The sequence below is a fragment of the Pseudomonas sp. 13159349 genome, from assembly GCF_013305685.1.
GTDB classification, from domain to species: Bacteria; Pseudomonadota; Gammaproteobacteria; order Pseudomonadales; family Pseudomonadaceae; genus Aquipseudomonas; species Aquipseudomonas asiatica.
In genome coordinates this window covers 745,613-772,052 of record NZ_CP045553.1, presented here as the reverse complement: position 1 = coordinate 772,052, position 26,440 = coordinate 745,613, and the positions used below count along the sequence as shown (strand labels likewise).

At 60.0% G+C, this 26,440-nt stretch carries 20 protein-coding genes, 2 tRNA genes and 3 rRNA genes; 6 read left to right on the top strand and 19 right to left on the bottom strand.

What is annotated here, in order from left to right; genetic code table 11:
* From GEV38_RS03520 to GEV38_RS03510, 3 genes are read right to left on the bottom strand one after another with little or no spacing between them, the layout of a single operon-like run.
* On the bottom strand, positions 1-465 hold the full coding sequence (locus tag GEV38_RS03520) for a hypothetical protein (RefSeq protein WP_039614945.1): 465 nt from the start codon (positions 463-465) through the stop codon (positions 1-3).
* Positions 462-1,106, bottom strand: coding sequence for a PilW family protein (locus GEV38_RS03515; protein ID WP_054573226.1), 645 nt, complete (start codon positions 1,104-1,106; stop codon positions 462-464). Before GEV38_RS03515 ends, GEV38_RS03520 begins: the two co-directional genes overlap by 4 nt.
* Positions 1,103-1,285: a prepilin-type N-terminal cleavage/methylation domain-containing protein gene (locus GEV38_RS03510; RefSeq protein WP_054573225.1), complete on the bottom strand. Its 183-nt coding sequence runs from the start codon at positions 1,283-1,285 to the stop codon at positions 1,103-1,105. The genes GEV38_RS03515 and GEV38_RS03510 overlap by 4 nt, the downstream gene beginning before the upstream one ends.
* 109 nt (positions 1,286-1,394) lie before the next feature.
* On the opposite strand from GEV38_RS03510, the gene GEV38_RS03505 reads away from it, so the two are divergent.
* Positions 1,395-1,910 (top strand): GspH/FimT family pseudopilin, encoded by a 516-nt coding sequence (locus GEV38_RS03505; RefSeq protein WP_043935296.1) that lies wholly within the window; start codon positions 1,395-1,397, stop codon positions 1,908-1,910.
* A gap of 134 nt (positions 1,911-2,044) precedes the next feature.
* Here the strand turns inward: GEV38_RS03505 and ispH are convergent, their stop codons facing one another.
* The 6 genes from ispH to murJ all read right to left on the bottom strand — a co-directional run bounded on the left by ispH (position 2,045) and on the right by murJ (position 9,380).
* Positions 2,045-2,992, bottom strand: a complete 948-nt coding sequence (gene ispH, locus GEV38_RS03500; RefSeq protein ID WP_013970753.1) for a 4-hydroxy-3-methylbut-2-enyl diphosphate reductase — start codon at positions 2,990-2,992, stop codon at positions 2,045-2,047.
* Positions 2,993-3,006: 14 nt separating this feature from the next.
* A complete protein-coding gene (fkpB, locus tag GEV38_RS03495; RefSeq protein ID WP_003258215.1) occupies positions 3,007-3,444 on the bottom strand; it encodes an FKBP-type peptidyl-prolyl cis-trans isomerase in 438 nt (145 codons plus the stop codon).
* Positions 3,437-3,952 carry a signal peptidase II gene (gene lspA / locus GEV38_RS03490; protein ID WP_003258216.1) on the bottom strand — a complete coding sequence of 172 codons (516 nt, stop codon included), beginning with the start codon at positions 3,950-3,952 and terminating at the stop codon, positions 3,437-3,439. Before lspA ends, fkpB begins: the two co-directional genes overlap by 8 nt.
* Positions 3,945-6,776: an isoleucine--tRNA ligase gene (gene ileS / locus GEV38_RS03485; protein ID WP_015268847.1), complete on the bottom strand. Its 2,832-nt coding sequence runs from the start codon at positions 6,774-6,776 to the stop codon at positions 3,945-3,947. The genes lspA and ileS overlap by 8 nt, the downstream gene beginning before the upstream one ends.
* The gene (gene ribF, locus GEV38_RS03480) at positions 6,773-7,723 is read right to left on the bottom strand and encodes a bifunctional riboflavin kinase/FAD synthetase (RefSeq protein WP_015268846.1); all 951 of its coding nucleotides are present in this window, start codon (positions 7,721-7,723) and stop codon (positions 6,773-6,775) included. Before ribF ends, ileS begins: the two co-directional genes overlap by 4 nt.
* Before the next feature lie 118 nt (positions 7,724-7,841).
* Entirely contained in the window at positions 7,842-9,380 is a 1,539-nt protein-coding gene (gene murJ, locus GEV38_RS03475; RefSeq protein ID WP_015268845.1) for a murein biosynthesis integral membrane protein MurJ, read from the bottom strand.
* Positions 9,381-9,630: 250 nt separating this feature from the next.
* Here murJ and rpsT point away from each other — a divergent pair, with 250 nt between their 5' ends.
* Positions 9,631-9,909 (top strand): 30S ribosomal protein S20, encoded by a 279-nt coding sequence (gene rpsT, locus GEV38_RS03470; RefSeq protein WP_003247625.1) that lies wholly within the window; start codon positions 9,631-9,633, stop codon positions 9,907-9,909.
* Positions 9,910-10,157: 248 nt separating this feature from the next.
* On the opposite strand, the gene GEV38_RS03465 is transcribed toward rpsT, so the two are convergent.
* From GEV38_RS03465 to GEV38_RS03420, 10 genes are all read right to left on the bottom strand, one after another.
* Complete coding sequence (locus GEV38_RS03465) at positions 10,158-12,458, bottom strand: PqiB family protein (RefSeq protein ID WP_015268843.1); 2,301 nt, start codon at positions 12,456-12,458, stop codon at positions 10,158-10,160.
* Positions 12,451-13,074 carry a paraquat-inducible protein A gene (locus GEV38_RS03460; RefSeq protein WP_015268842.1) on the bottom strand — a complete coding sequence of 208 codons (624 nt, stop codon included), beginning with the start codon at positions 13,072-13,074 and terminating at the stop codon, positions 12,451-12,453. The genes GEV38_RS03465 and GEV38_RS03460 overlap by 8 nt, the downstream gene beginning before the upstream one ends.
* Positions 13,061-13,720, bottom strand: coding sequence for a paraquat-inducible protein A (locus tag GEV38_RS03455; protein ID WP_013970746.1), 660 nt, complete (start codon positions 13,718-13,720; stop codon positions 13,061-13,063). Before GEV38_RS03455 ends, GEV38_RS03460 begins: the two co-directional genes overlap by 14 nt.
* A gap of 258 nt (positions 13,721-13,978) precedes the next feature.
* Positions 13,979-14,094 (bottom strand): 5S ribosomal RNA (gene rrf, locus GEV38_RS03450).
* 131 nt (positions 14,095-14,225) lie between these two features.
* A 23S ribosomal RNA gene (locus tag GEV38_RS03445) occupies positions 14,226-17,117 on the bottom strand.
* A gap of 233 nt (positions 17,118-17,350) precedes the next feature.
* Positions 17,351-17,426 (bottom strand) — tRNA-Ala (locus GEV38_RS03440).
* Positions 17,427-17,432: 6 nt separating this feature from the next.
* A tRNA-Ile gene (locus GEV38_RS03435) sits at positions 17,433-17,509 on the bottom strand.
* 77 nt (positions 17,510-17,586) lie between these two features.
* Positions 17,587-19,122 (bottom strand): 16S ribosomal RNA (locus tag GEV38_RS03430).
* The 16S, 23S and 5S rRNA genes sit together here with 2 tRNA genes alongside, the layout of an rRNA operon.
* 952 nt (positions 19,123-20,074) lie before the next feature.
* Positions 20,075-21,568: a CoA-acylating methylmalonate-semialdehyde dehydrogenase gene (locus tag GEV38_RS03425; RefSeq protein WP_015268841.1), complete on the bottom strand. Its 1,494-nt coding sequence runs from the start codon at positions 21,566-21,568 to the stop codon at positions 20,075-20,077.
* Between the two features lie 73 nt (positions 21,569-21,641).
* Entirely contained in the window at positions 21,642-22,988 is a 1,347-nt protein-coding gene (locus GEV38_RS03420) for an aspartate aminotransferase family protein (RefSeq protein ID WP_054572853.1), read from the bottom strand.
* A gap of 118 nt (positions 22,989-23,106) precedes the next feature.
* On the opposite strand from GEV38_RS03420, the gene GEV38_RS03415 reads away from it, so the two are divergent.
* The 4 genes from GEV38_RS03415 to GEV38_RS03400 all read left to right on the top strand — a co-directional run bounded on the left by GEV38_RS03415 (position 23,107) and on the right by GEV38_RS03400 (position 26,427).
* Positions 23,107-24,024, top strand: a complete 918-nt coding sequence (locus tag GEV38_RS03415) for a LysR family transcriptional regulator (RefSeq protein ID WP_013970743.1) — start codon at positions 23,107-23,109, stop codon at positions 24,022-24,024.
* Positions 24,025-24,114: 90 nt separating this feature from the next.
* A complete protein-coding gene (locus GEV38_RS03410) occupies positions 24,115-24,777 on the top strand; it encodes a TetR/AcrR family transcriptional regulator (protein WP_003257076.1) in 663 nt (220 codons plus the stop codon).
* A gap of 9 nt (positions 24,778-24,786) precedes the next feature.
* A complete protein-coding gene (locus GEV38_RS03405; protein WP_015268839.1) occupies positions 24,787-25,371 on the top strand; it encodes a YigZ family protein in 585 nt (194 codons plus the stop codon).
* A gap of 369 nt (positions 25,372-25,740) precedes the next feature.
* A complete protein-coding gene (locus tag GEV38_RS03400; RefSeq protein WP_015268838.1) occupies positions 25,741-26,427 on the top strand; it encodes an SDR family oxidoreductase in 687 nt (228 codons plus the stop codon).
* Positions 26,428-26,440: the final 13 nt, after the last annotated feature.

Here is a 26,440-nt window from a genome sequence, read left to right as displayed (position 1 = left end):
TCAGTCTCCTCGCAATCTCTGCCGCCAGGCAATGCGCCGGGTTGTGTCGCCGGCCATGGCGTAGACCGCTTCCAGCACATGCCGTGACTGGGTTTGCAGGCTGACGGCGGTGACGCGGTACAGGGTGACCTGCTGCCCTTCCGGCATATGCGCCGCGTGTTCGCTGGTACCCAGATTCTGCAAATGGAAATAGCCGGTTCGCGTGCGCTGCCACTGCCCGCTCAGGTCATGCGGTCGAGCGGGTGGCGGGCACGCCTCGCAAGGGTCGGGGGGAGCCCGCTCGAGCTCGCCTGCCCCTGCCAGCAGCGTGGCCTCGGCCTGCTCCAGCGCCAGCAGGCCTTCGCTCAGATAGCCGGTCATTCGCGTTTGCGCCAGCGCATCACGCAGGGCGGACGCCGCAAGCAGCCCAAGCAGCAGGCTCAGGACCAAAGCCAACAACAGGACTATGCCACGCTGACGATTCATGGGTTCGGCACCGGGTTGCGGATTGCGACGCTCAGTTCATGGTGCTGTTCAAGTTCGAGCGTGGGTTCGTAAAGCGTCAGGGCAATATCCACCCCCTCACCCTGTGCCATTTGCACACGCTGCAAACGCATTGACCGCACATTTTCAACCAGCGGCTGGAAGTTGCTTTTGTTGCGTTTGAATTTCAGCGTATTGCCCTGGAGTTGGTAGACATATCTGCTGATGGGGTAAACCTGTGGATAGCCCTCCTTCAACTCATCGTCCACAGACACTTTGCTAGTACAGTCCGTGTGCAGGAACCACTGCGGGCCCCCGGCTTGCCCAGGTAACTCCGCAACGACCAGGCTAAGGGTGGATGCTTCGACTTCCATCGGCCGGGCGAATGCGTGCTCTGCGCTCGAACTGCCGAAGTGCTTTGGCCGCAGTCGCAGGCAGCCAAACATCCCGGTCATGCGGATATCCTGGGCCATTCGCAGCAATGCCAGGCGTGCCTCATCCTGCATGCGTACTGCCGTGCTTTGCAGCCGCCAGGTATGGTGGGCCGAGGCGAATAGCTGGCTGGCCGCCGCCAACAGCAGCAACCCGATGGTCAGCGCCAGCATCACCTCAAGCAAGCCGAAACCACGCTGGCCCCGACTCATGGCCGCCCCCTTTCCTGCTCACTGTGCGCCGCCATTGCCGCCTTCCCATCGCGGCGCGCGTCCTCCGCAGCCCGCAATGCCTGCAGTTGCAGGCCTGCCGCTGCGAACATACCCACAGCCACCACTACCACCGCCAATAACACTTCCAGAAGCGTCATGCCCCGCTGTCTTGCGTGCATCCCTGCACCTCCTGCGACTTTTCCTGCAATTGCATTGAACCCGGGCGACTGGACCGCGGGTCCAACGACCGTGAAGCTACAGCCAAGCACTTCCAGGGAGGAATGCACGGTGAAGCAACGAGGTGTAACACTGATTCAAATGTTGTCGGCCCTGGCGGTGGCCGTGTTGCTGACACAGCTCGGCATGCCGGCCTACGCCAGATTGAGCGACGACCTACACAGGGCGGCAGCTGCGCGTGACTTGGCGCAGGCGCTGCGCAGTGCGCGCAGCCATGCCATGTTGCAAAGCCAGCCGGTGCTGGTGCAGGCGTTGGACGGTAACTGGGGGAATGGTTGGCAGGTGATGCTGGAGCATAACGGGCAGGTGCTGCGCGAGCAGCGTCTTTCACGGCCGCTGAAGATCACGAGCAATCGCGGTGAGCAGCTGAAATTCAGTGCGCAGGGTGTTCCGCTTGGGGCCAACGGTAATTGGTTAGGTTCAACGATGGAGATTTGCGAGCGCTTGACCGCAACTAGCCAGTATCAAGTGGTGATGGCATCGACTGGCAGGGTCAACGTACAGATGGGAGAGCCAAAAAAATCCCGATGCAAAGACACCACTAGCAGATCAGCGCGGTCAATGTAGGAGCGGCCTTGTGTCGCGAAAGGGCCGCAAAGCGGCCCCGGCAATATCAGCTCTAACGCTGAAATCCTGGGGCTGCTTTGCAGCCCGTTCGCGACACAAGGCCGCTCCTACAGGGGGGATTGCGCAAACTGCGGTCAGATCAGCGACCGAACCCGCAACTCCTTGGGCATGGAGAAGGTGATGTTCTCTTCCCGCCCATCCAGCTCTTCAGCACCGGTGGCGCCCCAGGCCTTGAGCTGCTCGATCACGCCACGCACCAGCACTTCGGGAGCCGAAGCGCCAGCGGTAATGCCGACCCGCGCCGTCTGGTCGAACCAGCCACGCTGCAGGTCCTCGGCACCGTCGATCAGGTAGGCCGGGGTGCCCATGCGCTCGGCCAGCTCGCGCAGGCGGTTGGAGTTGGAGCTGTTCGGGCTGCCGACCACCAGTACCACGTCGCACTCGTCCGCCAGTTGCTTGACCGCGTCCTGGCGGTTCTGGGTGGCGTAGCAGATGTCGTCCTTGCGCGGGCCGCCAATGTTCGGGAAGCGGGCACGCAGGGCGTCGATCACGCGGCTGGTGTCGTCCATCGACAGCGTGGTCTGGGTGACGAACGCCAGGTGGTCCGGGTCCTTCACCTGCAGGTTGGCAACATCCTCCTCGTCTTCGACGAGGTAGATGGCGCCACCGTTGCTGGCGTCGTACTGGCCCATGGTGCCTTCGACCTCCGGATGCCCTTCGTGGCCGATGAGAATGCACTCACGGCCGTCGCGGCTGTACTTGGCCACTTCGATGTGCACCTTGGTCACCAGCGGGCAGGTGGCATCGAACACTTTCAGGCCACGGCCAGCAGCTTCCTGGCGCACGGCCTGGGAAACACCGTGGGCACTGAAGATGACGATGACGTCGTCCGGTACCTGGTCCAGCTCTTCGACGAAGATGGCGCCACGGTTGCGCAGGTCTTCCACCACGAACTTGTTGTGCACCACTTCGTGACGCACATAGATCGGCGGGCCGAAGACTTCCAGCGCGCGGTTGACGATCTCGATCGCCCGGTCGACCCCCGCGCAGAAGCCGCGAGGGTTGGCGAGTTTGATTTGCATGCTCGGCTCCAGGCTTACAGGGCCTTCACCTCGAGGATCTCCACCTCGAAGGTCAGGGTCTTGCCAGCCAATGGGTGATTGAAGTCGATGGTCACCTGGTCGTCATCGAACGCTTTGACCACACCCGGCAGCTCGGTGTTGGCGGCGTCGTTGAAGATGATCAACAGCCCTTCGGACAACTCCATGCCCTCGAACTGGGACCGCGGCATGACTTGCACGTTCTGCGGGTTTGGCTGGCCGAATGCGTTCTCCGGGGCCACCACGACGGTACGCTTGTCGCCGCCCTTGAAGCCGAACAGGGCGTTCTCGAACCCTGGCAGCAGGTTGCCATCGCCAACCTTGAAGGTGGCCGGGGCCTTGTCGAACGTGCTGTCGACGGTGTCGCCGTTTTCCAGGTGCAGCGCGAAGTGCAGGGTGACTTCGGTGTTCTGGCCGATACGGGTGTCAGTCATGGACCGGATCCTCGGACTTCTTGCTCTTGAACATATCCAGCGCCAGCATCACCGCACCAACGGTGATGGCGCTGTCGGCCAGGTTGAAGGCCGGGAAGTAATGGCGGTTCTGCCAGTGCACCAGGATGAAGTCGACCACATGGCCGAGCACGACGCGGTCGTACAGGTTGCCGATCGCGCCACCCAGCACCAGCGCCAGCGCCACGGCCAGCCAGGTCTCGTTGCGCCCCAGGCGCTTGAGCCACACTACCAGCACGGCACTGACCACCACGGCGATCAGGGCAAACAGCCAGCGCTGCCAGCCGGAGCTTTCAGCCAGGAAGCTGAACGCCGCGCCGGTGTTGTAGGCCAGGGTCCAGCTGAAGTAGTCAGGGATGACGACAACCTGCTGGTACATGGTCAGGGCATTGTTGAAATACAGCTTGGTGGCCTGGTCGAGGACCAGTACCACCAGGCTCAGCCAAAGCCATGCAAGGCGCCCGAAGCGCCCCGCTACAGGGTTAGGCATAGTGGCGCACCTCGCCGGAACCGCTCAGGTTGTCGACGCAACGGCCGCAGATTTCCGGGTGCTCCGGGTGGCTGCCGACGTCGGCGCGGAAGTGCCAGCAACGGCCGCACTTGGTGTGGCCGGACTTGACCACTTGCAGCTTGAGGCCTTCGACTTCGGTGGCCACCGCTTCGGCCGGCGCTTGCGCGAATGGCACCACGCTGGCAGCCGAGGTGATCAGCACGAAGCGCAGTTCGTCGCCCAGCTTGCCCAGGTCGGCGCTCAGGCCTTCGTCGGCGTACAGGGTGACTTCGGCCTGCAGGTTGCCGCCGATGACCTTGGCGGTACGCTGGTTTTCCAGCTCCTTGTTGACCGATGCCTTGACGGCCATCACGCGGTCCCAGTAGGCGCGGTCCAGTTCGGTACCTTCCGGCAGCTCGCTCAGGCCTTCGTACCAGCCGTTGAGCATTACCGACTCGTTGCGCTCGCCTGGCAGGTACTGCCAGATTTCGTCGGCGGTAAACGCCAGGATCGGCGCGATCCAGCGCACCAGCGCCTCGCTGATGTGGTAGAGCGCGGTCTGGCAGGAGCGGCGAGCGACACTGTTGGCGCCGGTGGTGTACTGGCGGTCCTTGATGATGTCGAGGTAGAAGCCGCCCAGTTCCTGCACGCAGAAGTTGTGCACCTTGGAGTAGACGTTCCAGAAACGGTACTCGCTGTAGTGCTCTTCCAGCTCGCGTTGCAGCAGCAGGGTGCGGTCAACCGCCCAGCGGTCCAGCGCCAGCATGTCTTCCGGGGCCAGCAGGTCGCGGGCCGGGTCGAAGCCGGACAGGTTGGAGAGCAGGAAGCGTGCAGTGTTGCGGATACGGCGGTAGGCGTCGGCGCTGCGCTGCAGGATCTGCTCGGAAACGGCCATTTCACCGGAATAGTCGGTAGCGGCAACCCACAGGCGCAGGATATCGGCACCCAGGGTGTTGTTGACCTTCTCCGGCTCGATGGTGTTGCCCAGCGACTTGGACATCTTGCGGCCGTTCTCGTCCACGGTGAAGCCGTGGGTCAGCAGCTCGCGGTACGGCGCGTGGCCGTCGATGGCGCAACCGGTCAGCAAGGACGAGTGGAACCAGCCGCGGTGCTGGTCGGAACCTTCCAGGTACAGGTCGGCACGCGGGCCGGTGGCGTGGCCGATGTCATGCGAGCCACGCAGCACGTGCCAGTGGGTGGTACCCGAGTCGAACCACACGTCGAGGGTGTCGGTGATCTTGTCGTACTGCTCGGCTTCAGCGCCCAGCAGTTCGGCGGCGTCCAGCTTGAACCAGGCCTCGATGCCTTCCTGTTCGACGCGCTTGGCCACTGCTTCCATCAGCTCGACGGTGCGTGGGTGCAGCTCGCCGGTCTGCTTGTGCAGGAAGAACGGGATCGGTACACCCCAGTTGCGCTGTCGGGAGATGCACCAGTCCGGGCGGTTGGCGATCATCGAATGCAGGCGCGCCTGGCCCCAGGCCGGGACGAACTTGGTGTCTTCGATGGCTTTAAGTGCGCGCTCACGCAGCGGCTCGCCGGTGGTCGGCTGCTTGTCCATACCCACGAACCACTGCGCGGTGGCGCGGTAGATCAGCGGGGTCTTGTGGCGCCAGCAGTGCATGTAGCTGTGGCTGATGGTTTCGGTGTGCATCAGCGCGCCGACTTCGCTCAGCTTCTCGACGATGGCCGGGTTGGCCTTCCAGATGAACTGGCCGCCGAAGAATGGCAGCGAGTCCACATACACGCCGTTGCTCTGCACCGGGGTGAGGATGTCGTCGTTGACCATGCCGTAGCGCTTGCAGGTGACGAAGTCGTCTTCACCGTAGGCTGGCGAGGAGTGCACCACGCCGGTACCGGCGCCCAGCTCGACGTAGTCAGCCAGGTAGATTGGCGACAGGCGGTCATAGAACGGGTGGCGGAAGTTGATCAGTTCCAGTGCCGAACCCTGGGCGGTGGCGATGACCGAGCCTTCCAGGCTGTAGCGCTTGAGGCACGACTCGACCAGCTCTTCGGCCAGAACCAGCAGACGCTCGCCGGTGTCGACCAGGGCGTACTTGAACTCCGGGTGGATGTTCAGCGCCTGGTTGGCCGGGATAGTCCACGGGGTGGTGGTCCAGATCACGATGGCAGCCGGCTTGGCCAGCGAAGCCAGACCGAAGGCAGTAGCCAGCTTGGCGTCATCGGCTACCGGGAAGGCAACGTCGATGGTCTGCGATTTCTTGTCGGCGTACTCGACTTCGGCCTCGGCCAGGGCCGAACCGCAATCGAAGCACCAGTTCACAGGCTTCAGGCCCTTGAACACGAAGCCTTGCTTGACCATCTCGGCCAGGGCGCGGATTTCGCCGGCCTCGTTGGCAAAGTTCATGGTCTTGTACGGGTTGTCCCAGTCACCCAGCACGCCCAGGCGGATGAACTCGGTCTTCTGCCCCTCGATCTGCTCGGCGGCGTACTCGCGGCACAGCTCGCGAGTGCGGTCGGCGGACAGGTGCTTGCCGTGGGTGACCTCGACCTTGTGCTCGATCGGCAGGCCATGGCAGTCCCAGCCCGGCACATACGGCGCATCGAAGCCGGCCAGGGTCTTGGAACGGACGATCATGTCCTTGAGGATCTTGTTCAGCGCATGACCGATATGAATCTTGCCGTTGGCATAGGGCGGGCCGTCGTGCAGGACGAACTTGGGACGATCCTTGCCAATTTCGCGCAGCTTCTGGTACAGGCCAATGCTGTCCCAGCGCTGCAGGATCTGCGGTTCGCGCTGAGGCAGGCCGGCCTTCATGGGGAAGGCGGTGTCCGGAAGGTTAAGCGTGGCTTTGTAGTCGGTCATTTCAGGCTCTTCGTTAGCGGTTGAGCGTGCCAATGTGCACGTGCGGCGGCGATATCCGCATCGATCGCCGACTTCAGCGCCTCCAGGGAGGCGAATCGCTGCTCTTCACGCAGCTTGTGGTGGAACTCCACCGTCAGGCGCCGGCCGTAAAGGTCGCCGGCATAGTCCAGCAGATGAATCTCCAGGTGCGGGCGCCCGTCACCGGCAACGGTGGGGCGCACGCCGATATTGCCGACACCCGGCCAGGCCTTGCCGTCGATTTCGATGCTGGCCAGGTAGACCCCGGACAGCGGCACGCGGCGGCGCTTGAGCTGGATGTTGGCGGTAGGTGTGCCGAGCTGGCGGGCCAGCTTCTGGCCATGCAGCACGCGGCCGCTGATGCGGTATGGGCGGCCCAGCAGGTGCTCGGCCAGCTCGAAGTTGCCTTCGGACAGGGCCTTGCGCACTTCGGTGCTGCTGACCCGCAGGCCGTCCTGGATCACCGTGTTGGCAGCCTCGACGGTGAAGCCGTACTGCTTGCCGGCCTCGACCAGGAAGGCGAAGTCGCCGGCGCGGTCGCAGCCGAAGCGGAAGTCATCGCCCACTTCGAGGTGGCGTACACCCAGGCCGTCGACCAGGATGGCCTTGACGAAGGCATCGGCGCCGAGATTGCTCAGGCGCTGGTTGAATGCCAGGCACAGCACCCGGTCGATACCCTCGGCCGCCAGCAGCTCGATCTTGTCGCGCAGCCGGGCCAGGCGGGCCGGCGCGGTGTCGGGGGCGAAGTACTCGCGTGGTTGCGGTTCGAAGATGACCACGCAGGTCGGCAGGCCCAAGGCCTGGCCGCGCTCGCGCAGGCGCGCCAGGATAGCCTGGTGGCCGCGGTGAACCCCGTCGAAGTTGCCAATGGTGGCGACACAGCCCCGGTGCTCGGGGCGCAGGTTGTGAAGACCTCGAACCAGCTGCATAACGCGCTTCTTGCTCATAAAGTGGCCGATTATAACCACACCCGGGCGCCGGTGACAGGCAGCAGCGCCCAAGGGCGGCGTGGAATGCGAAAAACCGACGCCTGACCCGCCCGATGCCTCAGTGCAAGGCCTTGCGGGCGAAATGCCGAGGCCGGAAGCCGCACAGGTACAGGCAGCCGAAATAGGTCACGACGCCCGCCAGTACCAGAGCCCCCAGGCGCACCAGGCGCTCGAGCATGTTGCCCTGTTCCCAGGCTGGCAGATAATGCATGCCGGCCAGCAACACCGCCGACATCAGCCCCACCGCCAGCAACAGCTTGAGCAGGAATATCGCCCAGCCTGGTTGCGGCTGAAACAGCTGCTGACTGCGCAGTTTCCAGAACAGCAGGCCGGCGTTCAGGCAGGCCCCCAGGCTGATCGCCAGGGCCAGGCCGGCATGCGCGAGCGGCCCGATCAGGGCCAGGTTGAACAGTTGGGTGCAGACCAGGGTGAATACCGCGATCTTCACCGGTGTACGGATATTCTGCTGCGCATAGAAGCCCGGTGCCAGTACCTTGACCAGAATGATCGCCAGCAAGCCCACCGAATAGGCGATCAGCGCCTTCTGGGTCATGGCTGCGTCGACGGCAGTGAACTTGCCGTACTGGAACAGCGCCACGGTCAAAGGCTCGGCGAGGATGGCCAGGGCCAGGGTGCAGGGCAGCACCAGCAGGAAACACAGGCGCAGGCCCCAGTCGAGGATCCGTGAGTACTCCTCGCGGTCCTTGTTGGCGTAGGTCTTGGCCAGGGTCGGCAGCAGTATGGTGCCCAGGGCCACGCCCAGTACACCGGAAGGCAGCTCCATGAGGCGGTCGGCGTAGTACATCCACGACACCGAGCCGGCTACCAGGAAGGAGGCGAAGATGGTGTTGATGATCAGCGAGATCTGACTCACCGACACCCCGAGGATCGCTGGCAGCATCTGCTTGAGCACCCGCCACACGCCGGCATCACGCAGGTTCAGGCGTGGCAGCACGAGCATGCCGATCTTCTTCAGCGCTGGCAGCTGGTACAGCAACTGTGCCAGGCCACCGGCCAGCACGCCCCATGCCAGGGCCATGATGGGCGGGTCGAAATACGGCGTGAGCAGCACGGCGAAGGCAATCATCGCCACATTCAGCAAGGTCGGGGTAAAGGCCGGCACCGAGAAACGGTTCCAGGTATTGAGGATTGCCCCGGCCAGGGAGGACAGCGAGATCAGCAATATATAAGGAAAAGTCACCCGCAACAGGGCGGTGGTCAGTTCGTACTTTTCGGCACTGTCGACAAAGCCTGGGGCGGTCGCCCACACCACCCATGGCGCCGCCAGGATGCCGATGGCGGTCACCAGCGCCAGAACCAAGGTCAGCAGGCCACTGACATAGGCGACGAAGGTGCGGGTCGCCTCCTCGCCTTGCTGGGTCTTGTATTCGGCCAGGATCGGCACGAAGGCCTGAGAAAACGCGCCCTCGGCGAAGATGCGCCGCAGCAGGTTGGGCAGCTTGAAGGCGATGAAGAAAGCATCGGTGGCGATGCCGGCGCCGAAAACACGCGCCAGGATGGTGTCGCGGACAAAGCCTAGCACCCGGGAAATCATGGTGATCGAGCTTACCGCAGCCAGGGATTTGAGCAGGTTCATCGAAAAGATTCACGCCAAGGGCAGAGGACGCTGCCAGACAGCGTCCGAATGTGCGATACTCCCGCGCCTTCGCAGGGGAGCCAAAAATTCCCGAGTTTACAGGTCGCGCAGCAGAAAGGAATATTTCCCTCTTGTTGGCGCACCGCTCGGCGGAACCTTGCAGGTGGCCTTGACATCCGTTCGACTGATCGGCATGATTCGCGGCCTATTTTGTTTGCTATTTACCTAAAGTCTTTCGAGGAGCTCGACGGTGGCCAACACACCTTCCGCCAAGAAACGTGCAAAACAGGCTGAGAAGCGTCGCAGCCACAACGCCAGCCTGCGTTCCATGGTCCGTACCTACATCAAGAATGTAGTTAAAGCCATCGACGCAAAAGACGCCGAAAAAGCGCAAGCCGCTTACGTTCTGGCTGTGCCTGTAATCGACCGTATGGCCGACAAGGGCATCATCCACAAGAACAAGGCTGCTCGTCACAAAGGCCGTCTGAATGGCCACATCAAGGCGCTGAAAGAAGCTGCAGCTGCCTAAGCGACGCGCTAGTCGAAAAACCGACCCTAGGGTCGGTTTTTTGTTGCCTGCGATTTGTGCAAGCATCCCGCCCAGTTGATTACGATCGGCTTTTTGTAGGAGCAGCCTTGTGCTGCGAATGGGCTGCATAGCAGCCCCAGGCTTCAGCTGGCAGCGGACATTGTCGGGGCTGCTACGCAGCCCATTCGCAGCACAAGGCTGCTCCTACGGAAAAGCGCAAGGCTGCACTTGGCAGCCCTGCCTCCACATCACTTGGCAATCTGAATCTTCGGCGCCCACTGCAGCCATTCATCCTCGGCCTTGTCGAACAAGGCGAACGTCTGCTGCGGCCGTGCCGGGTTGCCCATCTGCTCGCCATCCGGCGTGGCGAAGGCGATACCGCCGTCGATCATGGTCTCCACCGACTCGGTACGCACCGTAACCCCCTTGACCAGCCCCCAGTCGAAACCGAAGCCGCTGCTGTTCCAGAAGCGGCTGCCGCTGCGCACCAGGGCCGCATAGCGCGGTTCGATCAGGATATGGATCAACACGCGGTCAGCGCTCTGGCCCAGCTCGAAGCCCGTCACCTTGCCCACCGCAACCTCACGGTAGGTCACCGGCACGCCCGGCTTGATCGAGCCACGGCGCGGAGCGCTCAGCGTCAACGGCAGCCCGACTTCAGGCCCTGCCACCTGCGGGGCGTCGGCCAAGGCGATGAAATCGCGCTGCGGGCCACGGTCCTTGGCAGCCGGCTGCACTTCCAGGTACTGCCCACCCACCAGAGTGTCGAGGTTCTGCGTGCGCACCAGGCCAAAGGCTGGCTTGACCACCCAGAACTGCGTACCGACGCGGGCGATACGGTCCGCCGCTTCGGTAATGCGCGCCCGCAGCAGCACCGCCTGCAGGTCATCGGTCAGGTCGACGCTCTCGATGCTGCCCACATCCAGGCCACGGAAGCGGATCGCCGTGCCTGGCTTGAGGCCGTCAGCACGGTCCACACGAATGGTGATCAACGTTCCTGCGCGGTTGACCGCCTCCTGGCTGTCATGCAGGCGGAAGCGTGGGATGTGGCGTTTGAGCGGCACATCGGGCCGTGGCGTGTCGAACGCGATACCACCGGCCATCAGGGTTTGCAGTGATTCACTCTTGATCTTGATGCCCGACAGGCCGCCCGTCAGGGTGATGCCACTGACATTCCAGAAGCGCGACGAACCGTTGACCAGCTTTTCGTATTCCTTCTCGATATGCACACCGATCAGGATGCGGTTGCTGTTGCGGGCGAACTGGTAGCTCTGCACGCTACCCACCTTCACCTGGCGGTACATGACCGGGCTACCGACTTCCAGCGAACCCAGGGTGTCGGCGAACAGCACCATGTGCAGGCCTGGTGCCTTGAGGTCGAGCGGAGGCGCCTTGGCGCGGGCTTCGAACTCGCGCTCGGGCCGCGCGCCCTTTTCACCAGGGCGAATGGCAATGTAGTTACCCTTTACCAGCGCCTCCAGGCCGGTGATACCCGCCAGAGAAATCGACGGCTTTACCACCCAGAACTGCGTGCCCTCGACCAGGTAATCCTCGGCCAACGGGTCCAGCGTAAGCTCGGCCGAGGCACTGGCCAGGTTGTCTGCCATTGTCAGGGCTTTCAGCGAGCCTACCTGGATGCCCTTGTACATGACCGGTGTACGGCCCGCCTGCAGGCCCTCGTAATCGCTCAATTTCACCTTCACCCGGATACCGGCCTGGGCCGCATCAAAGTCCTCATACAGACGGAACGGCAGGTTCGAGTCGGTGGGTGGACTGTCCTTGCGGTGTTCCGGCGTGGCAAAGGCGATACCACCGGCGACAATGCTCGACAGCGATTCACTACGCACTTTCACGCCCGACAGCGAGGCATCGATGCTGACGCCGCTGGCATTCCAGAAACGCGTGTGCTTGCGCACCAGGCTGGCATAGGCCGGCTCGATGAAGACCTTTATCTCGACAGTGCTCTGGTCCTCGGACAGGCGGTAGCTTTTTACCCGGCCAACCTGGATCTGCTTGTAGAACACCGGGCTGTCACGGTTGAGCGACCCAAGCCGCTCAGCCTTGAGGGTAAGGTGCAGGCCCGGCTCGGTGTCCGACAGCGGCGGCGCAACCTTCAAGGCAGTAAAACGTTTGGTGCGCTCCCCCTCCCCTGGGCTGACGGCGATGTAGTTGCCTGACACCAGAGTTTCCAGGCCGGAAATACCCGCCAGGCTGACGCTCGGCTTCACCAGCCAGAAACGCGTGCCTTTGGTCAGATGCGGCTCGGCAGCCTTGTTCATCTCGATGGTGGCGATCACCCCCTGGTTCTCACCCTTGGCGTCGAGCACCAGGCTCTTGACCTTGCCAACCGGCATGCCCTTGTAGATCACCTCGGTCTTGTTGGCGACGATACCCTCACCCGACTCGAAGCGGACTTCAATTTCCACACCGGCATCACGGTAAGCCTGCCACGCAAGCCAGCCACCGATCATCAAGGCGATCAAAGGCAGGATCCATATGGCCGACCAGTTCGAGGCTGGGCGGGTTTTAGCCGTTGGCAGGTCACTCATGGTCGTCATCCGACTCCGTGTTATCCCAAATCAGTCGGGGATCGAAAGTTAAAGCGGCAAGCATTGTCAGGATCACCACAGTTGCAAAGGCGACAGCGCCCAGGTTGGCTTCGACACTGGCTATTCGGCCGAAATTCACCACCGCCACCAGGATGGCGATGACAAAGATATCGAGCATGGACCAGCGCCCAATGAATTCGATGAAGCGGTACATCAATATCCGTTGCCGTGCCGAAAGCGGCTGACGACGCTGAACGGAGTACAACAGCAAGCCGATGCCCACCAGTTTGAACGTGGGCACCAGGATACTGGCAATGAACACCACGGCAGCAATGGGCACCATGCCATGCTTGAGCAAGGTGATGACACCGGACATGATCGTGTCGGGGCTGCCTTGGCCCAGGGTGCTCACGGTCATGATCGGCAGCATGTTGGCCGGGATGTACAGGATCGACGCGGCAATCAGCAGCGCCCAGGTACGCGCGATGCTGTTCGGCCGACGGGCATGCACGATGGCACCGCAGCGTGTACAGGTTTGTGAAGTGCTGTCTGGCTGTTGCCGGTTCAGCTCGTGACATTCATTGCAGACAAGAATGCCTGCATCAATCGCCCGCATGCAGGTCCTCCCCTGATAGCGCACTCCAGATCTGGTGCGGTGACATCACCACCTCGAGCCACACCTGGATCAATAACAGGCTGATGAAGCAGAACAGCCCCAGGCCTACCGTCAGCTCGGCCAGGTCCACCAGCTTGACGATGGCTACCAGCACGCCCATGAAATAGACCTCGAGCATGCCCCAGTCACGCAAGTGGTGATAGATGCGGTAGAACAGCAGGCCGAAACTACGCCCCACGTTCAGACGGATACTCAAGAGCACGACCAGCTGACAGAGCAGTTTTGCCAAAGGGATGGCCATACTGCACAGGAAAACCACGACGGCCACACCGCGCATTTCCGAGTTGTACAGGCCCAGCACGCCGCTCCAGACGGTATCGTCCGATGTCTGGCCAAGCAGGTGCAGCTGCATGATCGGCAGGAAATTGGCAGGCACAAACAGCAGCAAGGCGGTGAGCACCAGGGCCAGGCTGCGGTTGACCACATTGTGCCGATGGGCGTACAGCTCATAGCCGCAGCGCGGGCATTGGGCTTTCTCATCATGCTGGAGCACGGGCTTGCGCAGCAGCAGGTCACATTCATGACAGGCGACAAGCTCGTCCAACGGCAACTGGGCCAGGGTTTCAGGTTCGACAGGATTGGGCATATAGCGCTTCTGAATAGGTGCGTGGGCCTATTCTAGTGTTCTGGCTCGAATTGTGGGAGGCGACGATCGAACGGAGACCAGTGCGGGCGAGTCGAGGCGTCGAACCGCCGCGAACACCGGCGAAGCCGGTGCCATACACCGGGTCGTCTGCTTCGCGGGTGAACCCGCTCCCACAGGGACTGCGTATGCCCGGGAATTTTTGCGCCACAAAGACAAAACCCCTACCTGCATGTGCAGATAGGGGTTTTGCGAAATGAATCTTGACGATGACCTACTCTCACATGGGGAAACCCCACACTACCATCGGCGATGCATCGTTTCACTGCTGAGTTCGGGATGGGATCAGGTGGTTCCAATGCTCTATGGTCGTCAAGAAATTCTGTTGCCAGAATGTCCAGATGGACAGCCCAGCGAATTCGGATATGCGATATTTGTGATGTTGCGAACTTTCGGTTGTTTCGTCTTCACCACCGCAATCTGCGTTAGCAAATTGCTTGGGTGTTATATGGTCAAGCCTCACGGGCAATTAGTATTGGTTAGCTCAACGCCTCACAGCGCTTACACACCCAACCTATCAACGTCGTAGTCTTCGACGGCCCTTCAGGGGATTCAAGATCCCAGTGAGATCTCATCTTGAGGCAAGTTTCCCGCTTAGATGCTTTCAGCGGTTATCTCTTCCGAACATAGCTACCCGGCAATGCCACTGGCGTGACAACCGGAACACCAGAGGTTCGTCCACTCCGGTCCTCTCGTACTAGGAGCAGCCCCTCTCAAATCTCAAACGTCCACGGCAGATAGGGACCGAACTGTCTCACGACGTTCTAAACCCAGCTCGCGTACCACTTTAAATGGCGAACAGCCATACCCTTGGGACCGGCTTCAGCCCCAGGATGTGATGAGCCGACATCGAGGTGCCAAACACCGCCGTCGATATGAACTCTTGGGCGGTATCAGCCTGTTATCCCCGGAGTACCTTTTATCCGTTGAGCGATGGCCCTTCCATACAGAACCACCGGATCACTAAGACCTACTTTCGTACCTGCTCGACGTGTTTGTCTCGCAGTCAAGCGCGCTTTTGCCTTTATACTCTACGACCGATTTCCGACCGGTCTGAGCGCACCTTCGTACTCCTCCGTTACTCTTTGGGAGGAGACCGCCCCAGTCAAACTACCCACCATACACTGTCCTCGATCCGGATAACGGACCTGAGTTAGAACCTCAAAGTTGCCAGGGTGGTATTTCAAGGATGGCTCCATGAGAACTGGCGTCCCCACTTCAAAGCCTCCCACCTATCCTACACAAGCAAATTCAAAGTCCAGTGCAAAGCTATAGTAAAGGTTCACGGGGTCTTTCCGTCTAGCCGCGGATACACTGCATCTTCACAGCGATTTCAATTTCACTGAGTCTCGGGTGGAGACAGCGCCGCCATCGTTACGCCATTCGTGCAGGTCGGAACTTACCCGACAAGGAATTTCGCTACCTTAGGACCGTTATAGTTACGGCCGCCGTTTACCGGGGCTTCGATCAAGAGCTTCGCTTGCGCTAACCCCATCAATTAACCTTCCGGCACCGGGCAGGCGTCACACCCTATACGTCCACTTTCGTGTTTGCAGAGTGCTGTGTTTTTAATAAACAGTCGCAGCGGCCTGGTATCTTCGACCGGCATGGGCTTACGGAGCAAGTCCTTCACCCTCGCCGGCGCACCTTCTCCCGAAGTTACGGTGCCATTTTGCCTAGTTCCTTCACCCGAGTTCTCTCAAGCGCCTTGGTATTCTCTACCTAACCACCTGTGTCGGTTTGGGGTACGGTTCCCAGTTATCTGAAGCTTAGGAGCTTTTCTTGGAAGCATGGTATCAACCACTTCGTCGCCTAGAGGCAACTCGTCATCAGCTCTCGGCCTTGAAATCCCGGATTTGCCTAAGATTTCAGCCTACCACCTTAAACCTGGACAACCAACGCCAGGCTGGCCTAACCTTCTCCGTCCCTCCATCGCAATAACTGGAAGTACAGGAATATTAACCTGTTTTCCATCGACTACGCTTTTCAGCCTCGCCTTAGGGACCGACTAACCCTGCGTCGATTAACGTTGCGCAGGAAACCTTGGTCTTTCGGCGTGCGAGTTTTTCACTCGCATTGTCGTTACTCATGTCAGCATTCGCACTTCTGATACCTCCAGCAAGCTTCTCAACTCACCTTCACAGGCTTACAGAACGCTCCTCTACCGCGTCATCAAAGATGACACCCGTAGCTTCGGTGCATGGTTTGAGCCCCGTTACATCTTCCGCGCAGGCCGACTCGACTAGTGAGCTATTACGCTTTCTTTAAAGGGTGGCTGCTTCTAAGCCAACCTCCTAGCTGTCTAAGCCTTCCCACATCGTTTCCCACTTAACCATGACTTTGGGACCTTAGCTGACGGTCTGGGTTGTTTCCCTTTTCACGACGGACGTTAGCACCCGCCGTGTGTCTCCCATGCTCGGCACTTCCAGGTATTCGGAGTTTGCATCGGTTTGGTAAGTCGGGATGACCCCCTAGCCGAAACAGTGCTCTACCCCCTGGAGTGATACATGAGGCGCTACCTAAATAGCTTTCGAGGAGAACCAGCTATCTCCGAGCTTGATTAGCCTTTCACTCCGATCCACAGGTCATCCGCTAACTTTTCAACGGTAGTCGGTTCGGTCCTCCAGTCAGTGTTACCTAACCTTCAACCTGCCCATGGATAGATCGCCCGGTTTCGGGTCTATACCCAGCGACTAAACGCCCTATTAAGACTCGCTTTCGCTACGCCTCCCCTATTCGGTTAAGCTCGCCACTGAATATAAGTCGCTGACCCATTATACAAAAGGTACGCAGTCACCTAACAAAGTAGGCTCCCACTGCTTGTACGCATACGGTTTCAGGTTCTATTTCACTCCCCTCTCCGGGGTTCTTTTCGCCTTTCCCTCACGGTACTGGTTCACTATCGGTCAGTCAGTAGTATTTAGCCTTGGAGGATGGTCCCCCCATATTCAGACAAAGTTTCTCGTGCTCCGTCCTACTCGATTTCATTGACAAGAGATTTTCGTGTACGGGGCTATCACCCACTATGGCCGCACTTTCCAGAGCGTTCCACTAATCTCAAATCAACTTAAGGGCTGGTCCCCGTTCGCTCGCCACTACTAAGGGAATCTCGGTTGATTTCTTTTCCTCAGGGTACTTAGATGTTTCAGTTCCCCTGGTTCGCCTCTTGCACCTATGTATTCAGTACAAGATACTCAGCTTATGCTGAGTGGGTTCCCCCATTCAGAGATCTCTGGATCACAGTCTGTTTGCCGACTCCCCAAAGCTTATCGCAGGCTACCACGTCTTTCATCGCCTCTGACTGCCAAGGCATCCACCGTATGCGCTTCTTCACTTGACCATATAACCCCAAGCAATCTGGTTATACTGTGAAGACGACATTCGCCGAAAATTCGCATGTTGCTCTTTCGAGCAGAACTCACAAATTTTACCTTAGCCTGATTAACCAGCAGTGAAACTGGCCATCAGTCTATATCTATCACATATCCGAATTTTTAAAGAACGATCTGACAAAAGTCAGAAATCAACATTCGATGCGAATGTTCATTTCTGAGTTTGATCAAGTAAAGCAAGTGGTGGAGCCAAGCGGGATCGAACCGCTGACCTCCTGCGTGCAAGGCAGGCGCTCTCCCAGCTGAGCTATGGCCCCAAATATTGGTAGGTCTGGGCAGATTTGAACTGCCGACCTCACCCTTATCAGGGGTGCGCTCTAACCAACTGAGCTACAGACCTATATAGGGTCTTGATCGTCTTCAACCATGAATCAAGCAATTCGTGTGGGAGCTCATCAGCAGGCTGATGTCGTCGATTAAGGAGGTGATCCAGCCGCAGGTTCCCCTACGGCTACCTTGTTACGACTTCACCCCAGTCATGAATCACACCGTGGTAACCGTCCTCCCGAAGGTTAGACTAGCTACTTCTGGTGCAACCCACTCCCATGGTGTGACGGGCGGTGTGTACAAGGCCCGGGAACGTATTCACCGCGACATTCTGATTCGCGATTACTAGCGATTCCGACTTCACGCAGTCGAGTTGCAGACTGCGATCCGGACTACGATCGGTTTTGTGAGATTAGCTCCACCTCGCGGCTTGGCAACCCTCTGTACCGACCATTGTAGCACGTGTGTAGCCCAGGCCGTAAGGGCCATGATGACTTGACGTCATCCCCACCTTCCTCCGGTTTGTCACCGGCAGTCTCCTTAGAGTGCCCACCATAACGTGCTGGTAACTAAGGACAAGGGTTGCGCTCGTTACGGGACTTAACCCAACATCTCACGACACGAGCTGACGACAGCCATGCAGCACCTGTGTCAGAGTTCCCGAAGGCACCAATCCATCTCTGGAAAGTTCTCTGCATGTCAAGGCCTGGTAAGGTTCTTCGCGTTGCTTCGAATTAAACCACATGCTCCACCGCTTGTGCGGGCCCCCGTCAATTCATTTGAGTTTTAACCTTGCGGCCGTACTCCCCAGGCGGTCAACTTAATGCGTTAGCTGCGCCACTAAAATCTCAAGGATTCCAACGGCTAGTTGACATCGTTTACGGCGTGGACTACCAGGGTATCTAATCCTGTTTGCTCCCCACGCTTTCGCACCTCAGTGTCAGTATCAGTCCAGGTGGTCGCCTTCGCCACTGGTGTTCCTTCCTATATCTACGCATTTCACCGCTACACAGGAAATTCCACCACCCTCTACCGTACTCTAGCTCGCCAGTTTTGGATGCAGTTCCCAGGTTGAGCCCGGGGCTTTCACATCCAACTTAACGAACCACCTACGCGCGCTTTACGCCCAGTAATTCCGATTAACGCTTGCACCCTCTGTATTACCGCGGCTGCTGGCACAGAGTTAGCCGGTGCTTATTCTGTCGGTAACGTCAAAACAGCAAGGTATTACTTACTGCCCTTCCTCCCAACTTAAAGTGCTTTACAATCCGAAGACCTTCTTCACACACGCGGCATGGCTGGATCAGGCTTTCGCCCATTGTCCAATATTCCCCACTGCTGCCTCCCGTAGGAGTCTGGACCGTGTCTCAGTTCCAGTGTGACTGATCATCCTCTCAGACCAGTTACGGATCGTCGCCTTGGTGAGCCATTACCTCACCAACTAGCTAATCCGACCTAGGCTCATCTGATAGCGCAAGGCCCGAAGGTCCCCTGCTTTCTCCCGTAGGACGTATGCGGTATTAGCGTTCCTTTCGAAACGTTGTCCCCCACTACCAGGCAGATTCCTAGGCATTACTCACCCGTCCGCCGCTGAATCAAGGAGCAAGCTCCCGTCATCCGCTCGACTTGCATGTGTTAGGCCTGCCGCCAGCGTTCAATCTGAGCCATGATCAAACTCTTCAGTTCAATACTGCTTGGGTTTTTAAGAAACCCTAAACTTGGCTCAGCAATCTCAAATGACTATGTGATTTCTCGCATGGCCACTTGTGATGCTGATAATCTTTGTGACTATCAGTCCGTACTCACAAGCACCCACACGAATTGCTTGATTCGATTTGTTAAAGAGCGTTTGGTTAAGAGCCTTTCGTCTCAACCGAGGCGCGCATTTTACGCTTTCCTCATTTGCTGTCAAGCGTTTATTTTGAAGTTTTTTGCGAGAAACTCGTTTAGCTTCAAACACTTGACTCGCTGCGATCTCTCGTAGCGGGAGGCGAATCATACAGCGTTTAGAAGCGCTGTCAACCATCATCTCAACCGCTGCCGATCATTTGATCGTAGCCCTTTCAACTTCGCTTCAACTATCTAACTCTTTGAAAATCAAGGAGTTTGTCGTTCCGGCGTCGCTGGAAGTGGGGCGCATTATAAGGGGATTCAGAAGGCGGTCAAGGGTTAATTTCATTTATTTGAAATATCCCAGGCGAAGACCTTATAAAGGCCACCAGATGTTCGCCACAACACCTTCTGCGCCTATGAGATCGAGCGCCGCCCGCGCGGCGCTTCGCAGCACAAGGCTGCTCCTACATCTGTTTCGGGCCAGTCACGCCTGTGCCTGCGCACGCGACCGCCTTGTTTGCCCGACGCGACATCGAGGTGGACGCCAAGGCGGTCGCGTGCCGTTCTCACAGGAATAATTGGCCCGAAACAAACGGTAGGAGCAGCCTTGTGCTGCGAAGCGCCGCGCGGGCGGCGCTCGATCTCACAGGCGCCAGAAAACCCAAGACAGCCACCTCTCAAAGCCAATGCCATCTAAAGACAGGCCCATAGCCGCCCTGACGCACACGACAACCAAAAGCCAAAACACCAAACCCCAAAAACAAAGCGGGGAGGCCTGTCGGCCTCCCCGCTTCTGCTTCATCCCTTACAAACTAGGGAACGCAAACTGCGAAGCCTCATGGCTGGCCCGCTGCGGCCAGCGCTGGGTAATCGCCTTGCGACGGGTATAGAAGCGCACACCGTCCGGACCATAGGCATGCAGGTCACCGAACAGCGAGCGCTTCCAGCCACCAAAGCTGTGGTAGGCCACCGGCACCGGCAGCGGTACGTTCACACCGACCATGCCCACTTCGATCTCGTCGCAGAACAGGCGCGCCGCTTCACCGTCACGGGTGAAGATGCAGGTGCCGTTGCCATACTCATGATCGTTGATCAGTTGCATGGCCTGCTCCAGGCTGTTCACACGCACTACGCACAGCACCGGGCCGAAGATCTCTTCCTTATAGATACGCATCTCCGGGGTCACCTTATCGAACAGGGTGCCACCGACGAAGTAGCCATCCTCATTACCAGCCACACGGAAGCCACGGCCATCCACCACCAGCTTGGCGCCAGCAGCAATACCGTCATCAATGTAGCCCACCACCTTGTCACGGGCAGCAGCCGTCACCAGCGGCCCCATGTCCAGGCCGCACGAGGTGCCGGCCCCAATCTTCAGTGCCTTGATCTGCGGTTCCAGCTTGGCAATTAGGGCGTCTGCCACCTGGTCACCCACGCACACCGCCACCGAAATGGCCATGCAACGCTCGCCGCACGAACCATAGGCAGCCCCCATCAGTGCGCTCACGGCATTGTCCAGGTCGGCATCCGGCATCAGCACCGCGTGGTTCTTCGCACCACCCAGGGCCTGCACACGCTTGCCGCGCTTGGTGCCTTCAGCGTAGATGTACTCGGCGATCGGAGTCGAACCGACGAAGCTCAGGGCCTTCACTTCCGGCGCTTCGATCAGCGCATCCACCGCTTCCTTGTCGCCATGCACCACGTTGAGGATACCCTTCGGAAGGCCGGCTTCCAGCAGCAACTGGGCGATGAACAGGGTCGAGCTCGGGTCGCGCTCGGAAGGCTTGAGGATGAAGGCGTTACCGCAGGCGATGGCCAGTGGGTACATCCACAGCGGCACCATGGCCGGGAAGTTGAACGGGGTGATACCGGCAACCACGCCCAGTGGCTGGAAGTCGGACCAGGCATCGATGTTCGGGCCAACGTTGCGGCTGTACTCGCCTTTCAGTACTTCCGGCGCGGCGCAGGCGAACTCGACGTTCTCGATGCCACGCTTCAGTTCGCCGGCAGCATCTTCCAGAGTCTTGCCGTGCTCTTCGCTGATCATCTGCGAGATTCGTGCTTCATTCTGCTCCAGCAGTTGCTTGAAGCGGAACATCACCTGGGCGCGCTTGGCCGGTGGGGTGTTGCGCCAGGCCGGGAAGGCAGCCTTGGCCGAATCGATCGCTTCCTGCACGGTCGCGCGGCTGGCCAACTCGACTTTGCGCACGGCCTGGCCGGTGGACGGGTTGAAGACATCGGCGGTGCGCTCACCCTTGGTAACCAGTTCGCCATGGATCAGGTGCTGAACAATGCTCATGCAAAACTCCAGATAAAGAAGGTTGAGGCAGGCGCGCGATGCGTTCACGCGCCAGGCATCAGAATCGGAAAGATCAGTCGATCAGGTTCAGGGTTTCGCCTACTGCGTCGAACAGGCGATCCAGTTCCTGCGGCGTGGTGTTGAAGGTTGGGCCGAACTGCAGGGTGTCGCCACCGAAGCGTACATAGAAGCCTGCCTTCCACAGTTTCATCGCTGCCTCGTACGGACGCACGATGGCATCACCGTCGCGGGCAGCGATCTGGATCGCGCCGGCCAGGCCGTAGTTGCGGATATCGACGATGTTCTTGGTGCCCTTCACGCCATGCAGCAGCTTCTCGAAGTGCGGCGCTAGCTCGGCGGCGGCCTGCACCAGGTTTTCCTTCTGCAGCAGGTCCAGCGCGGCGATACCGGCGGCGCAGGCTACCGGGTGGGCCGAGTAGGTGTAGCCGTGCGGGAATTCCACGGCGTACTCCGGGGTCGGCTGGTTCATGAAGGTCTGGTAGATCTCGCTGCTGGCGATAACCGCGCCCATCGGGATAGCGCCGTTGGTCACCTGCTTGGCGATGCACATAAGGTCCGGGGTCACGCCGAAGGCTTCGGAGCCAGTCATCGCGCCCATGCGACCGAAGCCGGTAATCACTTCGTCGAAGATCAGCAAGATGTTGTGCTGGGTGCAGATTTCACGCAGGCGCTTCAGGTAACCCTTCGGCGGCGGCAGAACACCAGCCGAACCTGCCAGCGGCTCGACGATCACGGCAGCGATGTTGGAGGCGTCGTGCAGCTCGATCAGCTTGAGCATCTCGTCAGCGAGGGCGATACCACCCTCCTCGGGCATGCCTTTGGAGAAGGCGTTGACCGGCAGCACGGTGTGAGGCAGATGGTCGACATCCAGCAGCTGACCGAACAGCTTGCGGTTACCGTTGACGCCACCGAGGCTGGTGCCGGCGATGTTCACGCCGTGGTAGCCGCGAGCACGGCCGATGATCTTGGTCTTGGTCGCCTGGCCTTTCAGGCGCCAGTAGGCACGCACCATCTTCAGCGCGGTGTCGGCACACTCGGAACCGGAGTTGGTATAGAACACATGGTTCAGGTCGCCCGGGGTAAGTTCGGTGATCTTCTCGGCCAGCTGGAACGACAGCGGGTGGCCGAACTGGAAGGCCGGGGAGTAGTCCAGTGTGCCGATCTGGCGAGCCACCGCTTCGGTGATTTCCTTGCGGGTGTGCCCGGCGCCGCAGGTCCACAAACCGGACAGGGCATCGAAGATCTTGCGCCCCTGGTCGTCGAACAGGTAGCTGCCTTCGGCCGCCACGATCAGGCGTGGGTCGCGCTGGAAGTTGCGGTTGGCGGTGTAGGGCATCCAGTGCGCATCCAGCTTGAGCTGGCTGGCGATACCGGCGGGGGCGGTTTCGGGCATGTTCATCGGCGGTTCCTCGGAAGACGATTAGGCAACGATGGATGTTGTTGCAGCTAAATTGGCACGGCGATAAAGTCTGGAAAAGCCAACATTTCTAATCTTCAGACAGGCCCTGACTAAACTAATGAGCCGACGCCCCGATCCACTCGCCCAAGTCAGCGATTTTGACATCCGCCTGCTGAAGATCTACCGCAGTGTCGTAGAGTGCGGCGGTTTCTCGGCCGCCGAAAACGTGCTGGGCATTGGCCGTTCGGCCATCAGCCAGCAGATGAACGACCTCGAGCAACGCCTCGGCCTGCGCCTGTGCCAGCGCGGCCGCGCCGGGTTCTCACTGACCGAGGAAGGCCGCGAGGTCTACCACTCGGCGCTGCAACTGCTCAGCGCCCTGGAAAGCTTCCGCACCGAGGTCAACGGCCTGCACCAGCATTTGCGTGGAGAGCTGAACATTGGCCTGACCGACAACCTTGTGACGCTGCCGCACATGCGCATTACCCATGCCCTGGCCGAGCTCAAGGACCGCGGCCCCGATGTGCGCATCCAGATCCGCATGATCGCACCCAGCCAGGTCGAGCACGGTGTGCTCGATGGCAGCCTGCATGTCGGCGTGGTGCCGCAGACCAGCCCGCTGTCGGGCCTCGAGTACCAGCCGCTGTACAGTGAGCGCTCACTGCTGTACTGCGCAGTCGGCCACCCGCTGTTCTATGCCGATGACCAGCAGATCGACGACGACCGCCTCAACAGCCAGGAAGCCATCACCCCCACCTTCCGCCTGCCGGCCGAAATCCAGGCGCATTACCAGGCACTGAATTGCACGGCCAGTGCTTCGGACCGCGAAGGCATGGCGTTTCTCATCCTTACCGGGCGCTACATCGGCTACCTGCCAGACCACTACGCCACGTTCTGGGTGCAGCAAGGCCGCTTGCGTGCCCTCAAGCCCCGGGAACGCTTCTATGACCTGAGTCTCAGCTGGGTAACGCGCAAGGGCCGGCGGCCGAACCTGGTACTGGAAAGCTTCCTCGAAAGCCTGGCTGCGACACGCTGATGCCAGTCTGTGCCGCAAACGCTTGTCACTTCGGCACAGGCAGGTAATCTTGTCCGACAGCCGCAGCCACTGACCCGTACGGAATCGTCCATGACCCTAGAAGTCCCTGCGCATCGCCTCTCCGCCTCGGGCAAGCCCGCGGGCCGCATCCGCCAGAAGAACGAACAGGCCATTATCCAGGCCGCCGAAGACGAGTTTGCCCGCCATGGTTTCAAGGGCACCAGCATGAACACCATCGCCCTCAAGGCGGGGTTGCCCAAGGCCAATCTGCATTACTACTTCACCAACAAGCTGGGCCTGTACATTGCCGTACTCAGCAACATCATCGAGTTGTGGGACAGCACCTTCAACGCCTTGAGCGTCGACGACGATCCGGGCGAAGCCCTGAGCCAGTACATCCGCACCAAGATGGAGTTCTCCCGGCGCAACCCGCAAGCCTCGCGGATTTTCGCCATGGAAGTGATCAGCGGCGGCACCTGCCTGAGCGAATACTTCAGTGCCGACTACCGCGAATGGTTCCGCGGCCGGGCCGCGGTGTTCCAGGCCTGGATCGAAGCCGGAAAGATGGACCCGGTCGACCCGGTGCACCTGATCTTCCTGCTGTGGGGCAGCACCCAGCACTACGCCGACTTCGCCACCCAGATCTGCCAGGTGACCGGCCGCAGCCGCCTGACCAAGCAGGACATGGAAGACGCGAGCAACAATCTTATCCACATCATTTTGAAGGGCTGCGGCATCAAGCCGGCTGCCTGATCGTCATTTATGCCTTCTACCCTGCTCGACCTCTGCGAGTACCGCGAGGAAATCCGCAAAAGCCGCTTCATCACCCTGGCCGGGCCGATCAGCAGTGCCGCCGACGCGATGAGTTTCATCGAACGCCACAGCGACCTGGCCGCCACCCACAACTGCTGGGCCTGGAAGCTTGGCGCCCAGTACCGCAGCAGCGATGACGGCGAACCTGGCGGTACCGCGGGGCGGCCAATCCTCGCGGCCATCGAGGCGCAGGACTGCGACCAGGTGGTGGTGCTGGTAATCCGCTGGTACGGCGGCATTCAGCTGGGAACTGGCGGCTTGGCCAGGGCCTACGGCGGCGGCGCAAACAAATGCCTGCAACAGGCACCCAAGCGGCTTCTGGTGCAGCGCAGCGAATTCACCTGCAGTTGCAGTTTCAGCGAACTGGCACTGGTGAAGCTGCGCCTGGCAGAGGTTGACGGCCTGGTTCTGGACGAACAATTCACCGCCAATGGCGTGGACCTGCTGATTGCACTCGGCGACACCCATCTGGCGCAAATTCAGCAGCAGTTGGCCGACTTGAGCCGCGGGCGCATTCTGCTCGAAGCACGTTGAACATTGCCCACAACAACTGTGGGCCGGCCTGTGGATAAGCTTGGGGCATTCGCTTGCAGGCAGCATTAATCAAGGGCTACAGAGGCTTGATCATATTTTGATCACCATTTGATGACAGCCGCAAACCGTTGATGCTCCTGAGGTTATCCCCAGGTCCCCAGCCTGCGTACCCCCCGCAAGCAATCTGCGCTTGCACACAATAACTGTGGACCAGCTTGTGGATAACCCGTGCGCCAACAGGCCGAAGGCCACGCCGTACAAGGGCCTGACGCAACTGGTGATTTTTCGTACAGCCCACCACGAGGCGCTCGGCACCACAGTGCATTATCCTCAATATCCTTCTTCGAACCGATCACGGAGCGCATCCAAATGGCTAACGCAAAAACCGCACTCATCATCGGCGCCTCGCGCGGGCTAGGCCTGGGCCTGGTGCAACGCCTCCAGGAAGACGGCTGGAACATCACCGCCACCGTGCGCAACCCGCAGCAGCCCGGCGCCCTGGCGGACGTGCCCGGCGTGCGCATCGAACAGCTGGAAATGAACGACACGGCCCAGCTCGATGGCCTCAAGCAACGCCTGCAAGACCAAGTCTTCGACCTGGTGTTCATCAACGCCGGGGTCATGGGGCCTCTGCCGCAAGACCTGGAGACAGTGCAGAACAAGGACATCGGCGACCTTTTCATGACCAACGCCGTGGCGCCAATCCGCGTGGCCCGCCGCCTGGTCGGTCAGGTACGCGAAAGCAGCGGCGTGCTGGCCTTCATGAGCTCGATCCTCGGCAGCGTGACCATCCCCGATGGCGGCGAAATCTGCCTGTACAAGGCCAGCAAAGCGGCCCTGAACTCGATGATCAACAGCTTCGTCGTCGAGCAACAACGCCCCGACCTGTGCGTGCTGGCCATGCACCCGGGCTGGGTGAAAACCGACATGGGCGGTGAAAACGCCGAGATCGACGTGCTGACCAGCACCCGCGGCATGCTTGAACAGATCAAGGCGCAAAGCGGCAACGGCGGCCTGCGCTTCATCAACTACAAGGGCGAACCCTTGGTCTGGTGATTCACCAGGTCGC

Excerpts from the sequence above, each read along its gene's own strand:
- GEV38_RS03420 (WP_054572853.1), bottom strand. The coding sequence starts at position 22,988 with ATGAACATGCCCGAAACCGCCCCCGCCGGTATCGCCAGCCAGCTCAAG.
- GEV38_RS03460 (WP_015268842.1), bottom strand. The coding sequence starts at position 13,074 with ATGCGGGCGATTGATGCAGGCATTCTTGTCTGCAATGAATGTCACGAG.
- GEV38_RS03425 (WP_015268841.1), bottom strand. The coding sequence starts at position 21,568 with ATGAGCATTGTTCAGCACCTGATCCATGGCGAACTGGTTACCAAGGGT.
- GEV38_RS03465 (WP_015268843.1), bottom strand. The coding sequence starts at position 12,458 with ATGAGTGACCTGCCAACGGCTAAAACCCGCCCAGCCTCGAACTGGTCG.
- ribF (WP_015268846.1), bottom strand. The coding sequence starts at position 7,723 with ATGCAGCTGGTTCGAGGTCTTCACAACCTGCGCCCCGAGCACCGGGGC.
- fkpB (WP_003258215.1), bottom strand. The coding sequence starts at position 3,444 with ATGACTGACACCCGTATCGGCCAGAACACCGAAGTCACCCTGCACTTC.
- GEV38_RS03415 (WP_013970743.1), top strand. The coding sequence starts at position 23,107 with ATGAGCCGACGCCCCGATCCACTCGCCCAAGTCAGCGATTTTGACATC.
- GEV38_RS03410 (WP_003257076.1), top strand. The coding sequence starts at position 24,115 with ATGACCCTAGAAGTCCCTGCGCATCGCCTCTCCGCCTCGGGCAAGCCC.
- ispH (WP_013970753.1), bottom strand. The coding sequence starts at position 2,992 with ATGCAAATCAAACTCGCCAACCCTCGCGGCTTCTGCGCGGGGGTCGAC.
- GEV38_RS03520 (WP_039614945.1), bottom strand. The coding sequence starts at position 465 with ATGAATCGTCAGCGTGGCATAGTCCTGTTGTTGGCTTTGGTCCTGAGC.
- murJ (WP_015268845.1), bottom strand. The coding sequence starts at position 9,380 with ATGAACCTGCTCAAATCCCTGGCTGCGGTAAGCTCGATCACCATGATT.
- GEV38_RS03400 (WP_015268838.1), top strand. The coding sequence starts at position 25,741 with ATGGCTAACGCAAAAACCGCACTCATCATCGGCGCCTCGCGCGGGCTA.
- GEV38_RS03405 (WP_015268839.1), top strand. The coding sequence starts at position 24,787 with ATGCCTTCTACCCTGCTCGACCTCTGCGAGTACCGCGAGGAAATCCGC.
- GEV38_RS03455 (WP_013970746.1), bottom strand. The coding sequence starts at position 13,720 with ATGCCCAATCCTGTCGAACCTGAAACCCTGGCCCAGTTGCCGTTGGAC.
- GEV38_RS03515 (WP_054573226.1), bottom strand. The coding sequence starts at position 1,106 with ATGAGTCGGGGCCAGCGTGGTTTCGGCTTGCTTGAGGTGATGCTGGCG.
- GEV38_RS03510 (WP_054573225.1), bottom strand. The coding sequence starts at position 1,285 with ATGCACGCAAGACAGCGGGGCATGACGCTTCTGGAAGTGTTATTGGCG.
- lspA (WP_003258216.1), bottom strand. The coding sequence starts at position 3,952 with ATGCCTAACCCTGTAGCGGGGCGCTTCGGGCGCCTTGCATGGCTTTGG.
- ileS (WP_015268847.1), bottom strand. The coding sequence starts at position 6,776 with ATGACCGACTACAAAGCCACGCTTAACCTTCCGGACACCGCCTTCCCC.